Origin of the sequence: Psychrobacter piscatorii, from assembly GCF_904846415.1 — a bacterium.
GTDB classification, from domain to species: Bacteria; Pseudomonadota; Gammaproteobacteria; order Pseudomonadales; family Moraxellaceae; genus Psychrobacter; species Psychrobacter piscatorii.
Genome location: NZ_CAJHAR010000049.1, coordinates 1 through 13,393, shown reverse-complemented (window position 1 = coordinate 13,393; position 13,393 = coordinate 1). Strand labels below are relative to the sequence as shown.

Here is a 13,393-nt window from a genome sequence, read left to right as displayed (position 1 = left end):
CCGGTATAACGTTTAAAACCTGCATCATTTTGTTCAAGTAGTTTGGCTATGTTTGGCATATCTTTTAATTATTTAGGGTTCAGTTGTATACTTTGAGATTTGAAGCTACTTTTGCAAGAGGTCTATTTTAGATGCAGAAAAAGGTGAGAATATTGAAATTATTGTAGAGAACATAGTTTTATACTTAAAAAATATTGGGTTCATAAATCCTATTGTTATACCAGTATCTGCACTTGCAGCATTAAATGCCAGAAAAGCATTAAACCAACAGCCTCTTACTCGACGGGAGCGCAACACGCTACAACAAAACTTAAATGATCTTAATAACGATAGACTTGTAAAAGCAGCTCATAATGTAACTGATAAAATCAAAGTACTATCACTACCTAATAAAGAGAGAAAAGACACTCCAATTATAATAAAAGACGGATTAGAGATACCAAGGAATCAAATCGAAAATCTAGTTTATTTTAGTGGTTTACCACTGTTAGAAAGTATTATTAATTATAAATTTCAAGAAACCATTTTATAACATTAACGGAGTATTTCATGATTAAAGTAGATATCACACATAACCCTTTTACAGTTGAAACTTGTTTCCTAATCGACGACCAAAAACCTGAGAGTAATTCTCAGTTTGCTGAATATGAAAATCAACGTCTACAGCTATGGATTGAAGATTTTTTCCAGAAGCTATATGATATATTCAATTGTGAAAAAGAGTATAGGGTTCATTTCAAAGGGGTTGAAGCAGACTGTACTGATATGGAAGAAGCAGTTCAGCAAGCTAACAAGGATGGCTTAGATGTCAAGATGTCGTGTGAAATAGTACCAGGTTCAGAAGAACGCCTAGAAAACATTCAACAACTTGTGTTAGAAGCAAAGCAAGATCCGTTGTTTAAACAGTATGTTAATGCTCCCGATATACTCAAGAAGTTTGATACGGCGTTTGATAAAAACTTTGATGTCTATGTAGTGGCAACCATGTCATCTGGTAAGTCTACCTTGATTAATGCTATGTTAGGTTGTGACTTATTGCCAGCGTTAAACGAAGCAACCACAGCTACGATTGCTAAAATTACTGATAACGACCATATGCCACAAGGTCACTTTACGGTAAGTTGTACAGATAATGAAGAATATATAGTCAGTGAGAAACAAGAATTAAATCTTACAACAAAAACAGGCACTGACTCGGCATCTAAGCTAATGAACGAGTGGAATAAATCATCTGATGTATTCCAAATTAATGTAGAGGGGAAAATACCCGCAATAGAAGAACGAGAGAGTGTTCGCTTAGTTTTAACAGATACCCCAGGACCTAATAACAGTCAAGACATCGAACACAACCTAACAACTATGCGATATATTAGTGATTCTGATCGTAATCCATTAGTTCTATACATTCTAAATGGACAACAACTTGGCATTAACGACGATCAAAGTCTGTTAAAGCAAATTGCTGATGTTATGAGCAAAGGAGGCAAGCAAAGTAAAGATCGCTTTATTTTTGTCATTAATAAAGCAGATGTTTTCGATCCAGAGAAAGGAGAGTTCGTTAAAGATGTCGTTACGCGTGCCAAACAGTATCTAGAAAATAATGGTATCGCTAATCCTTTGGTATATCCAGTATCTGCCAACTTAACCTCCCTATTTCGTAAACGAGAGCTAAGTATTGACTTATTAACACGTACAGAGCGTAATCAATTAGTAGCAATGGAAGACTTATTCAATGAAGAACCACTGATGGACTTGGTTCAATACATGCCCTTATCTAAAAAAACTCAAGAAAAAATAAATAATAAGAAATATCCAACAGCGTTATATCGTAGTGGCCTACCCGCAGTTGAGATGATGATAGACGACTATATCGAAAAATACAGTCTTCCTAACCGTGTAACACGAGCCAACCAAGCACTCAGTCAAATAATACAACAATGTACTAATGCTGCTGAACTACAAAAATCACTTGAAACTGATCAGCAAGCACTTAATAGTCTGCAAGAGACTATTAATATACTGCGGGGAAAAGAAAAACAAGCGTTCAAAACAGATGGTTATATTACTAAATTGAAGAAGCAGCAAAAAGGGCTAAGAAAAGAAACAGCTCAAGCATTTATGCAGGAAGAAAAAAACCTAAGAGAGACTACTTTTGACTTTGGAAACAAATTTCAAGGAGAAGCCTCTAAGAGACAAGCTCAAGAGAAAATTAAAAAATTAACTCATGATTTACAAAGTGAATTTAACTTACTTATTATCAATTTAGAAAAGATTATTGAGTCTGACCAATTAGAGATACAGTCAGAATTAGCAGCAGATTATAATAAATATATAACTAGCTTATTTAATGATGTATCAGAGTTAGAGCTACCAATGTTAGAGGGTTTAAAGAACCAAATAGCATCTTTTAATATGGCTTTAGGACAAGATGAGGTACAGGTTAAACATCATAGAGTTCAAACAGGAACAAAAACTGTTAGTGCTTCAACATGGTACAACCCTTTTAGTTGGTTTAGTACAAAAGAAGAAGCTGTTTATGAAACACAAGAAGAAGAGTTTGTTAGCCTTGATGATTTATGGGCGACACGGGGTCCAGAAATAGACGCTGTGTTTGAAAATCTTTTTGCAGAAGCAGTAAAGAAAGTTAAGGACAATAGCAATAAAACTATAGAGATATATATTGATTTTATGAATGAAGAGTTTGGTGAACGCTTTAATAATCTAATGGCAGATTTAGAAAATAAGATTAATGATAAAGATGAACGTGAGAAAGCTATTAACACGGCTAAAGCAGAACTTAATCACATTAGTACGTTTAATACTAAAATTACCAATATTTTAGCTCTATAGGCTGTTATATTTTATAAGCTTTGAATAGAAATATAGTCAAATCTATATAAATCTGCTACATCGTCATCCTCGCTAAGCATACTAATGTATAACTTGCACTCGGTTTCTTTGTATCGGAATTATATGGATTCAATTATATATGCCATATTACAGCTAATCCTGATATGCCGTAAAACTCTATTTATCTAAGCCCATATATCCTAAGGAATGTTATGAACACAAGTAATAGTAAAAGTGAATTTATCGAACTATCTGCTGATGGTTCAATACCAGCTAAAACATCTCAGGTTATACTTGACAGTATTCCATCTATTAGTTTCGTAGAATTCAATGATGAAACATACCCAATTAAAAAAAATGAAAGTATGTGGAATGAAGACTATTTCCGAGGAGAGCTGAGCCTAATACAGCGTAAGGAATTCTCCAAAGAGCGTTGTGAACATCTCATAGCTGTAAAAAAACATCTACAAGATATTAAAGTAGTAGGCTTCACTATTGCTGATGAGCAACATACCTCTGGAGTAACCGAAACCTCCGAGTCGACACTAGAAAATAGTAATGAAGCTCAAGAAATTGATATGAGTCTAATATCTGAAAATCCTGATACTGATGTCTCAAAGGATATTCTCAAAGGATATGAACCTAAAGAAAGTCTACAGCTAGCAATCGAAAAAAAAGATATTAGAGCTGTACAAAATATTATTAAGTTTGATTTAAAAAATAATCGTTTACTAATAGAAGATATTATTCAAGAGGTTATGTTTGTAAATCAAAATTTACCAGAGGCCTTTGTTGAATATGAAGAAGATAAGTTTTGTCTTGCCATAGTCGAAAACAATAATAGTTGGAATAAGGATTATTTCCTTTTACAGCAAAGCTATCTTAACCATAACTTCGCTATGGAAAGATTAATGCATCTTATCAATGTTCGCGATTACTTAGCGCAAAAAGGTGTAGAAGGTTTTGAGCATATAAAAGTTCAGCCTAAGCCGAAACTTCAGTTTAACAATACCTCCAGTAGCAGTTCAAGCAGTAAGCGGTCGAACCAGGTTAAACAAGAAAATAGCTTTATGAAGACTGCCGTTATAATTGGTGGCGCTGTTCTAGCAGGCATACTGGCTTTGATAGCAAAGTTAAGATAACTATAAATATAGGATAAAATATGACTAACCAGATAGCACTTGCTACTAAAACAGAAGCTGAACTTATACGACAACAGGCATTTAGTGCCCTTCAAGATGCTAGCGATCTGATAAACAAAAGCTACCTATCACAGCTGAGTAATTGTGATATTGCACCACGATTTAATCACAAGATTAACTTAAACTCTGACGTTAGAATATTTAAAGTCGAGCGCATTGTCCTTGAAAATAAGCAATCAGTTTTAGAGAGCATGACTGCAGCCTATAATGCATTAGGTGCTGCTGGGTTTTCGGTGTTTATATTTTTAGACTGTGACGGTTCTGAAACTCACTTATACTTAGGTACTCGTGGTCAATCCGGTGGCACTCAAGGTGGCACCGCAGGTCAGCTATTGCAGGAAACCTTTAAAGGTCACTTTTCTGGTAGTGAGCTTACGCTATTAAATGGTTCAGCAACTCAAACCCTAATGGATAGTCTATACTGCGAAAACCATGATGGTACGTCTACAGTCCAGTCCGTAACTGCAGTTACCGGTGTACCTTCTCTGTCTGTAGAAGAAAGAGAGCACTTTATGCAAGGGCTCGAGCGCTTCATTGATGCTGCCGAAGGACATAATTATTCTGCAATCATCCTAGCTGAGCCTGTTACCCCTACTCAGCTTTCTCATATTCGGTCTGGTTACGAAAGTGTTGCCACTCAACTCTCACCATTACTAAAACAGCAAGTATCTTATGGCGAAAATGATAGTGAAGCTATGAGCTTATCTATCAGTCATGGGCTCAGCCAGTCATTAAGTGATAGCTTGAGCCAAACCGAAACGTCTGGAATTACCGAAGGAACAAACACCTCTAAAGCTTATGGGACTTCAGAATCACTTTCTGAACAAACCAATAAATCTAAAGTAGCGTCTTTTAGTGGAACTGCTATCACATTAGGCGCTACTGTAGCAGGTGGCATATTGGGTGCACCATTAGGTGGACCAGTAGGGGTTAGTATAGGAGCTGGCATTGGCTCAATGGTAGGTAGTAATTTAGGTAGGTTACTAACTGACCCTTTCACTGAAAACCAAACAACTGGCACCAGCTCTACTACGTCACAAGGAGTTAATAAAGGTACTAGCTTTAGTACTGCCGCCGGGCGAACGACTGGTGAAACTAGTACCAATAGTGAAACCAACTCTCAGTCAGACACTAAAACTACAGGCTCAAGCCGTCAATTAACTCTTGATATGACTGATAAAAGTATTGAGCAGATGCTTAAGAAAATTGATAAGCAACTAGAGCGTGTTGATGAAGCCTCTCGCTATGGTGGCTGGCAAACAGCTGCGTACTTTATTGGTAATAGCACTGCTTCATCCGAAACGCTAGCCAGTATCTTCTTAGGTTTAATGCGTGGTGGTAATTCAGATACAGAAGATTTTGCTTTGACTACATGGGATAAATCTAATAACAGTAAAATGAGAAGCGTGCTTGAGTGGTTAAAGCTGATTAGCCATCCTCGACTCAATGCCAGCTTTTTTAACACCCTACCGCTTAAATATTTGGTGGTGTTCTAAAAAGTATGCTGACATCAGACATAGCCATAATTGATATAAAAGAACACCAGATCGAATACTTTAAAGTGATTATCAAGCTTTTTTGAGAAGCAACAAGTCTTTCTAACCGATCGTCTTAATCGGTGTCTAAGACGGCAGTTATTACCTTCTATACCTACCGTATGCTGTTTGCCAACTCGTTTGTTATCTGGTTTAAAGGCCGTTATGAAACTGTCCCAATTGTCCATACTGATTGAGCCATAGCTGACTTTGAGCTGCTTTAGACGCGCTCTTAGTTTCTGAGCCGTTTTTAGGTCACGTTTGCCCCAGACATAAGCGACAATCTCATTAGTAGCACGGTCATAAGCATAAATAAGCCAAACTTTACGCTTCTTGCGATATACGTAAGTCCAGAACTCATCAACCTCTAAGCGTTCATAGTAGCGCTTCTTAGGTACAATCTTGTAAATGGATGAGCCTATGGTGCTAAGCACTTTTCCAATACTAACCTTGGCTATAACGGCTATGTCTCTAACACCACAACCTCGGACAGTCATCAGTCGTATGAGATCTTCTATTCTAGAGTGACAGCCGTTATAGGTTACCGCATGATCGCCAATAAACTGGCGTTTGCAGTCCTTGCACTGGTAGTTCTGCTTGCCATAGCTTTTTATGCCATTTTTCTTTAAACTGGGACTGTGACAGTCGGGGCAATTGATCTGTATTTGTGTCTTCATAACCTCAAATATATCATCTTGCCTCGGCTGTCACTCTCCTTTATTAACTCAGCATACTTTCTGATACACCACCAAAGAGGGATCTCCGATGACTGTTGAATCGAGAATATTTTCTGTAGCCGAGTATGTTCAGCCGTCCGAAGGCGAGCCTATTCGTTCCGTTGTGCTTGAAACCCGAGACTCAATTATCGTGGTTTGGCATGTCCATCCCGGGCAGGAAATTGCGGCTCACATTCATCCTCACGGCCAAGACACGTGGACTGTTTTGTCGGGAATGGCTGATTACTTTCAGGGCAATGGGATTGTTCGTGCCCTCAGGGAAGGTGAGATAGCCGTGGCAAGACCGGGCCAAGTGCACGGGGCGCGAAATACAGGTACCGAGCCATTTGTGTTCGTCTCGGTTGTGGCATCAGCCAATGCCGGTTTCGTATTGGCTGAGCGATAGAGCCCAATCTCTGGAGTTGGTCCAATGAGCGGTCGGGGAGATAGGTAACAGACATGCAGCGGACACGGCTGCTAAACCAGGTCGCAAACTAACTGGGGGCGCTGGTAAGCGTAATGCAATACTACGCTAAGCGAGGCGAGACGATGATGCACAAGCATGGGATGGGCAGATAGGTTTTTTGAGGCTGTAAAAAAGTTAACACACTCACATGAAGGGGATGAAATGGATACACGATTATTTGCATTCGTCGGCGGAGACAGCGGTCTTTGGCGGATCGTTGGAACCGAAACCATAGTTGGCAAGTCACTGCCTGAAGCCAAAAGGCTCAACGTAATATCTGCCTCAGAGTTGCAGCCCGAAACCAATGCACCCTGGGTACTTCGCGGAATAACAAGCAATGAACGGTATGTCATGCGCGAAGAGAAGAACGAAATTGTGGTGAAGCAGCAAGGGCTAGCGCGCCCAGAAGCAACTTGCGCTGCGTTGATACCGATCCGAAAAAACGCAGCTTGGTGGGAATTCACGCAAGACGAGCGCCGGAGCGTTTTCGAAAAGTCAAAGCACATCCAAATCGGGCTCAACTACTTGCCTGCAGTAGCGCGCAAGCTCCACCACTGCCGCGACCTCTCTGAAAATGAACCGTTCGATTTTCTCAATTGGTTCGAGTTCGCGCCAACCCATGAGGCTGAGTTCAACGCATTGCTTTCCGAACTGCGTGCAACAGAGGAATGGAAGTACGTTGACAGAGAAGTCGATATCCGTCTCGTGCGAGAGGCGCCGTAGGTCAATCCCCGTCTGACCGCTCAGAGGCGTTAGCGGGCAGCCGGCACTGCATCTATTGATTTTGGATAGCTTGGAACCCGGCATTTCACTTGCAATTAATTCGAGCACGCCGCCATGAAATGCGAGCCGCCGCCGTCGATTGCAAGCTCGTTTGCAGATAGCGTGAGCATCAGCGCGCCGTCAGTTGCAGTTAATTCGAGCCGAAAGCGGCGTCGAATGCGAGCACGCCCGTTTTCAAACGCGAGCCGCTACAGCTAGCGAAGCTATTCAGGAGCAGATTCGGGAGCGCATCGTCGCCACCAACGACATGCGGCTGTTCAGCCTGCTGCACCTGCTGGGTCAGGCGTCGCTGCGCATGGAGCAAGCGCTGTGGCCGGAGGATTACGAGCGGATGACGCGCGAGGTTGAGGAAGCCCTGCGGCAAGCCACCGACGCCAACGCCAGATCGTACACCCACGAAGAAGTGATGCAGGCGATGCAGGAACGCATCGACCGGGCGCGAGACAAGCCATGTTGATTGGCTATGCGCGCGTCTCGACGCAGGATCAGAACCTGGAGCTGCAACGCGAAGCCTTGAGCAAGGCCGGATGTAAAAAGGTCTTCGAGGACAAGGTGAGTGGCACGCGGGCAGACCGGCCTGGCTTGGCCAAGACGCTCGAAATGCTGCGCGAAGGCGATACTTTGGTCGTCTGGAAGCTCGACCGGCTGGGCCGGTCGGTCAAGCAACTGGTCGATCTGGTCGGCGATCTGCACAAGCACGGTGTCCAGTTCAGGAGCCTCACCGACTCCATCGACACCGGCACACCATCCGGGCGGTTCTTCTTCCACGTCATGGCGAGCCTTGCCGAAATGGAGCGCGAGCTGACCGTCGAGCGCACCCGCGCCGGGCTGGAAGTCGCCAAGCAGCTCGGCCGCAAAGGCGGCCGCAAGCCGAAGATGACCGACAGCAAGATCGAGTCGGCCAAGAAGCTGCTGGCCAGCGGGGTGCCGCCCAAGGACGTGGCCAAGAACCTCGGCGTGTCCATTCCGACGCTGTACCGCTGGGTGCCAGCCTCCACGCACGCTTAGCGTGCTTTATTTTCCGTTTTCTGAGACGACCCCTTATAAGTCTATGCCCTTATCCTGACTTACTTTATCCCTTGTTTTTACTTCAACTGTTGGCTGTACGGTTATTGTCGGTGGTGTAAGCTCATACTTACCAGCTACCATATCAGGAATTTTCTCATTTAAAGCGTCATGTCTGGCTTGGCGTTGTACAGGGTAATCTTTAAACCGTTCATCAATTATCTTACGCATGGCTTCAAGTGCTACTTTTTGTCTGTTATCCAAACTGTCTTCAATATTTTCTTCTACCTCATTTTGCTGTGCTGGGTTTATGTACTTATCAATATCAGCTAGCTCTTGGTAAAATGCTTCCTGTAGCACATGAGCGTCACGCTTCGCTTCTATCTCGGCTATTATTTGCGCTTCTGCCTGCGCTAACTGGTGTTTAATTTCTTCCTCAAACTCACCATCAAATTCCATCAATACCCATAGTTCAGCCTTAAAATCCTCTACTTGTGCTTCCAGCACCGCTTGGTACGCTTCCCTGATTTCAGGCTGTTTGAGCTGCGCCATTGTTAGGTTTACTGGCTCTCTATCTATGCCCTGCTCTTTCAAAGACTTCATACTAATACGCTGCGAGCATCCTGCTCGCTCCAAGTGAGCGTTACAGGTCTTCTCCCATCGGTCACGCATCGCTTTTAGTTCCTCTTTGCGCTCTACTGCCTTCTTGGGCGTATTAGCTTTTTTTGCTCCGCCTTTTTCGGGGTTTTTGCTGTTGTAGCGTTTAAAATATTGGTCAGGGTCACGCTCCACATCGTCTATGGTGCGTTCACTGAACATAATATGAGCGTGGGGCTGTTCGCCACCGTCTAGGGCTGGTGGGTTATGAATGGCGTACTGGTAGGCGTGTTTTTCGCCTATTTCTTGGGCTATCCAATCTTGGATTAGCTGATTTCTTTCGTTTTCGTCTAGCTCTCTAGGCAAGGCTATAACGTGTTCACGGTAGGTACTGCCGTTTTTTCTCTCGTGTTCATCTGCCATTTGCCAAAAATAATTAGGGTTATGCTCTGCCCATTTGGGCATATTGCCATGCCCTGTGTTTTCTAACTTCTCTTCGTGGTTGCTTGGCTTGGCATATTTTCCTTCCCTAGCGATATATTGAGCATGAGGACTTGCCTTGCCTTTTTTGCCAATTCCTACACTTAACCTACCGATTGCCATTACCTTACCTCTTTGTCTTTTTGGGGTTGTTAGGGGGTCGCCCCTGACTGGGGATTTCAAAGGGGCTAGTCCCTTGACACGCTAGTTTCTCATTTTTTCGCGAAGCGGAATAATGAGAAACTACTAAGCGTGCCTTGTTTCCTCAACAAGGCTACAAACTACCACAACTATGCAAATAATTCACCTAATGATAGACTCAAGGTAATAACAACATAACTAACGAAAAGGATTAAGTATGGCTGCCGTAGATGAAAAGTATCTTGACGATTTAGTGAAAAGATTTAAAGGGTTTAAGTCGCCCAATGATATGCAAAAACTTATTGTCCTACTGGGAGAAAAAAACAATAGGAATGATGAAGATAATCGTAAGCTATCGGTATTACTCAAGGCTGAGAAAAAAGCAGACCAGCTGGTAAAAGCTAGGGCTGATGCTAGACGATTGATTGATGCGGATAAATCAAAAGCTCGTAAAGCTGAAGTAAGACGTAAAATCATTTGGCAAAGTGCTTTTGAAGCAATGGCTGAAGATAGTATGGCAGCCAAGCGTAATTTAGACCAACTCAAAGCTGATGCCTATGAAAAAGGATATGTGTCAGAAAGGGATAAAGACGCAGTTAAAAATGATTTAATCCATCAACCAACAGAAGCCAGTGAAGTAGAATTAAACTTCTAGTAATTTAAATAGGTCTATTTAGCCCATATTAGCCGTCTAAGAGCTTTTATCATCAATTAGGTAGTAAGTGTCATAAAGCAGTAATTGAAGCTATGTGAGCTAAAATAAGGCTGTTTTTAAGGGTAGTACACAAGCATCATTACTAGATAAAGAATTACTGGTTAAGCTTTTATTTTGTCTTTTTTATTAGTTATCAACAACCAAAAAGGCTTTTAATGTTTTTAAATGCTTTTAAGTGCTTTTAGACACTCTGTAACCCTTGCTAATAAAGGGCTGTAGAGTTGATATGAATACGTTTACCCTGTCATATGAATACGTTTACCCTGTCATATGAATACGTTTACCCTGTCATATGAATACGTTTACCCTGATTTTAAATACATTGGTTGATAGTGTAATTAAAATACATTATAGTACAAAGTATCTTAATAAGGAAAGGATATGGATGTGTCTGAATTAGTAGTTAAAGATAACGCACTCATTCAAGCTAGCTATACACTGGGTTTAGCTGAACAAAGACTAATGTTATTAGCCATTCTTGAAGCAAGAGAAACAGGTGAGGGTATTGACCATACTAGCTTATTAAGGGTTCATGCTCACGCCTATGCTGACCATTTTGATATAGATAAGGGTAACGCTTACGAGGTTGTAAAAGAAGCAAGCAAGGGTCTGTTTGATAGATATGTGACATATCACGATAAGAACCCTAAGAACGGTAATGACAGGTCATTTCATTGTCGCTGGGTAGATAAAATAGGTTATGAGAAAGCGACTGGTACAGTCTTTTTGCGTTTTACTTCTGACGTTGTGCCACTGATAACACGGCTAGAAAACAACTTCACTAGCTATGAAATTGAACAGGTGGCTAACCTTGATAGTGGTTATGCAATTCGTCTTTATGAGTTACTAATTCAGTGGCGTATTGCAGGAAAAACACCAGTGTTTGAGTTACAAGACTTCAGGCGCAAGCTGGGGGTTGAAGACAACCAATATAAAACGATGAGTAACTTTAAAAGCAGGGTGTTAGACCCAGCCATTAAACAAATTAATGAGCATACAGATATTATAGCTAAGTATGAGCAAAGCAAGAGAGGGCGTACTATTACTGGCTTCATGTTTACTTTTAAGCCCAAGAAGACAAAGACAAAAGAAGCTGGTATTCAGCGTGACTCTGCCAATGGCGATATGTTCACAATTGATGGGTTGTCGGATAAGCAGCTGAAGCGGATTGTTCTTCATAAGGGGTTTATTAGCACTTATGGGGGTTTAGCGACTGGTGACAATGGGCGTGATTGGAAGTTGTTTACTGAATTTATGGTGAATGAGATTAAGAAAGACCCTAGCAAGTTCAGTCAGAAAAAACCTATTAGAGAATATTTGAACGGCAAAGACGGTGATTACGAGTATGCGTAGTGACTTGAGGTAGAGGCGGATCTGAATGGGGGCAGTTTCCCATTAAGACCCGTTTCTATCTCTCTATTTTTATATTCTTAATCTTTATGATTATCGCTTGCTTCAGGCTCTATTCTAAACGTCAACATGAATTGATTTGCTTCAACCATATAAGCCTTGTCACCCTTAATTTCGACTTTTCTTTGAGGTTTTTCAGTCTTAGAAAACTTAGTAGCTGTGCTTCCTATAAGTTTAGCAGCAAATTGCAATGCTTCATCCTCTGAAAGCTCGGGGCTTAATATACTCGTGGATGCTCCTGACAAGAACGAAAAAACCAAACCTATACTTTCAGCATTAGTCGTATTTAAATCACTGGTATTTATTTGATATTCTAGGCTTTTAAGCTCTCCGTTTTTATCTACAGCTCCCACTAGTGTTATGTCTGAAGGATAGTCTACAACGAAAACATCGAGATACTCTTGCTTATTTAAATTTAAGCCAGCATCACTCCAATTTGTTTGTTTTAAGCCTGCTTCTTTGGTTAGTTTATTGAACTTCTTACCATACTCTTCGGGTGTTATTCCAAGAGTAATACCAACTTCCATTATTTTATTTAATTTAGCCTGTTCATCATCAACGATAGCTACAGCCTTTTGTTCTTCAGCTACTTCAACAGCTGGTTCAGGTTCTGTAGTAGGCTTAGGTTTTACAGCATCTTGCTCCGTCTTTGCTGCTGCTGACTCGCTAGTTAAATCTTGGTCTTCATCGGTTACTTCAGTATCCAGCGGAAGAAAAAAGAAAGAAATAACGACTAAGATTGTTCCTGCTGCTGTAATTTTACCCTTACTTAAATTAGGCTGTTTATCTAAAATTAAGCGTTTAATAGGTGGTAAGAATAAAATACCTGCAACTAGCATCAGTAATCCAGCAACTAAACTTCCCTCAAGGAAAGCTCCTAATGCTCCCATGATGAAAATTACCCCAAAAAACCAAGCAACAACTGATAAAACCTTTGATTGTAAGTTGTTCATTGTGAATACCTCTAAAACAAAACACTTTGATAGAACTTATTTTTATAGTAATTAGCTATTTAATATCTTCTCTTTCTGTGCCAAAAACTCATCTTCTGTAAGAATACCTTTATCTTTAAGAGTAGCCAGTCTTTCTAGTTTCTCTATCATAATGTCAGCACTATCTACAGCTACATTGGCTTGGGTGGTACTTTGTGGTTGTTCTATGGAAGAGCCAGCTGATATTTTCGAGCGAGCATATTCAGCGAAAGTTCTTGTTCTTTTTTTCTCAACTTGGTCAATTTCAGCACGATTTCCTGAAGCAAATATGGTTATTTTTCCAAAAATCATACCTGTTTCATACTGAATAGATGACACATTATTAAGGGGGAAGTCCTCTACTTTTAGATTAAAAACGCCCTTGTTAATAAATATGGTGGTGTTCTAAAAAGTATGCTGACATCAGACATAGCCATAATTGATATAAAAGAACACCAGATCGAATACTTTAAAGTGATTATCAAGCTTTTTTGAGAAGCAACAAGTCTTTCTAACCGATCG

At 40.9% G+C, this 13,393-nt stretch carries 13 protein-coding genes and 1 pseudogene; 9 read left to right on the top strand and 5 right to left on the bottom strand.

Annotation, left to right across the window (positions count from 1 at the left end):
• The first annotated feature begins 549 nt into the window (after nucleotides 1–549).
• The 3 genes from JMX83_RS14105 to JMX83_RS14095 all read left to right on the top strand — a co-directional run bounded on the left by JMX83_RS14105 (nucleotide 550) and on the right by JMX83_RS14095 (nucleotide 5,548).
• On the top strand, nucleotides 550–2,850 hold the full coding sequence (locus JMX83_RS14105; RefSeq protein ID WP_201603020.1) for a dynamin family protein: 2,301 nt from the start codon (nucleotides 550–552) through the stop codon (nucleotides 2,848–2,850).
• A gap of 212 nt (nucleotides 2,851–3,062) precedes the next feature.
• On the top strand, nucleotides 3,063–3,992 hold the full coding sequence (locus JMX83_RS14100) for a hypothetical protein (protein ID WP_201603018.1): 930 nt from the start codon (nucleotides 3,063–3,065) through the stop codon (nucleotides 3,990–3,992).
• 20 nt (nucleotides 3,993–4,012) lie between these two features.
• Entirely contained in the window at nucleotides 4,013–5,548 is a 1,536-nt protein-coding gene (locus tag JMX83_RS14095) for a serine-rich family protein (RefSeq protein ID WP_201603016.1), read from the top strand.
• A 14-nt stretch (nucleotides 5,549–5,562) separates the two neighbouring features.
• Here the strand turns inward: JMX83_RS14095 and JMX83_RS14090 are convergent, their stop codons facing one another.
• Nucleotides 5,563–6,264 carry an IS1 family transposase gene (locus tag JMX83_RS14090; RefSeq protein ID WP_076777030.1) on the bottom strand — a complete coding sequence of 234 codons (702 nt, stop codon included), beginning with the start codon at nucleotides 6,262–6,264 and terminating at the stop codon, nucleotides 5,563–5,565.
• Between the two features lie 88 nt (nucleotides 6,265–6,352).
• On the opposite strand from JMX83_RS14090, the gene JMX83_RS14085 reads away from it, so the two are divergent.
• The 4 genes from JMX83_RS14085 (at nucleotide 6,353) to JMX83_RS14070 (ending at nucleotide 8,560) form a co-directional block, all read left to right on the top strand.
• Nucleotides 6,353–6,709 (top strand): cupin domain-containing protein, encoded by a 357-nt coding sequence (locus tag JMX83_RS14085; RefSeq protein ID WP_003465043.1) that lies wholly within the window; start codon nucleotides 6,353–6,355, stop codon nucleotides 6,707–6,709.
• 222 nt (nucleotides 6,710–6,931) lie between these two features.
• On the top strand, nucleotides 6,932–7,492 hold the full coding sequence (locus JMX83_RS14080; protein ID WP_201603015.1) for a chlorite dismutase family protein: 561 nt from the start codon (nucleotides 6,932–6,934) through the stop codon (nucleotides 7,490–7,492).
• A 184-nt stretch (nucleotides 7,493–7,676) separates the two neighbouring features.
• Nucleotides 7,677–8,009 carry a hypothetical protein gene (locus JMX83_RS14075; RefSeq protein WP_406947642.1) on the top strand — a complete coding sequence of 111 codons (333 nt, stop codon included), beginning with the start codon at nucleotides 7,677–7,679 and terminating at the stop codon, nucleotides 8,007–8,009.
• Nucleotides 8,003–8,560 carry a recombinase family protein gene (locus JMX83_RS14070; protein WP_003100847.1) on the top strand — a complete coding sequence of 186 codons (558 nt, stop codon included), beginning with the start codon at nucleotides 8,003–8,005 and terminating at the stop codon, nucleotides 8,558–8,560. The genes JMX83_RS14075 and JMX83_RS14070 overlap by 7 nt, the downstream gene beginning before the upstream one ends.
• A 33-nt stretch (nucleotides 8,561–8,593) precedes the next feature.
• Here the strand turns inward: JMX83_RS14070 and JMX83_RS14065 are convergent, their stop codons facing one another.
• Entirely contained in the window at nucleotides 8,594–9,757 is a 1,164-nt protein-coding gene (locus JMX83_RS14065; protein WP_201603014.1) for a MobA/MobL family protein, read from the bottom strand.
• Nucleotides 9,758–9,992: 235 nt separating this feature from the next.
• On the opposite strand from JMX83_RS14065, the gene JMX83_RS14060 reads away from it, so the two are divergent.
• Together JMX83_RS14060 and repM are read left to right on the top strand one after the other, a co-directional pair.
• The gene (locus JMX83_RS14060) at nucleotides 9,993–10,430 is read left to right on the top strand and encodes a hypothetical protein (protein ID WP_201603013.1); all 438 of its coding nucleotides are present in this window, start codon (nucleotides 9,993–9,995) and stop codon (nucleotides 10,428–10,430) included.
• A gap of 447 nt (nucleotides 10,431–10,877) precedes the next feature.
• Nucleotides 10,878–11,843 (top strand): replication initiation protein RepM, encoded by a 966-nt coding sequence (gene repM / locus JMX83_RS14055; protein WP_201603045.1) that lies wholly within the window; start codon nucleotides 10,878–10,880, stop codon nucleotides 11,841–11,843.
• Nucleotides 11,844–11,920: 77 nt separating this feature from the next.
• On the opposite strand, the gene JMX83_RS14050 is transcribed toward repM, so the two are convergent.
• The 3 genes and pseudogenes from JMX83_RS14050 to JMX83_RS14040 form a co-directional block, all read right to left on the bottom strand.
• Nucleotides 11,921–12,853: a hypothetical protein gene (locus tag JMX83_RS14050; protein ID WP_201603012.1), complete on the bottom strand. Its 933-nt coding sequence runs from the start codon at nucleotides 12,851–12,853 to the stop codon at nucleotides 11,921–11,923.
• Nucleotides 12,854–12,904: 51 nt separating this feature from the next.
• Nucleotides 12,905–13,261 carry an SHOCT domain-containing protein gene (locus tag JMX83_RS14045; RefSeq protein WP_227675877.1) on the bottom strand — a complete coding sequence of 119 codons (357 nt, stop codon included), beginning with the start codon at nucleotides 13,259–13,261 and terminating at the stop codon, nucleotides 12,905–12,907.
• 33 nt (nucleotides 13,262–13,294) lie between these two features.
• Nucleotides 13,295–13,393 (bottom strand): annotated as a pseudogene (locus JMX83_RS14040) (IS1 family transposase); the annotation flags it as partial.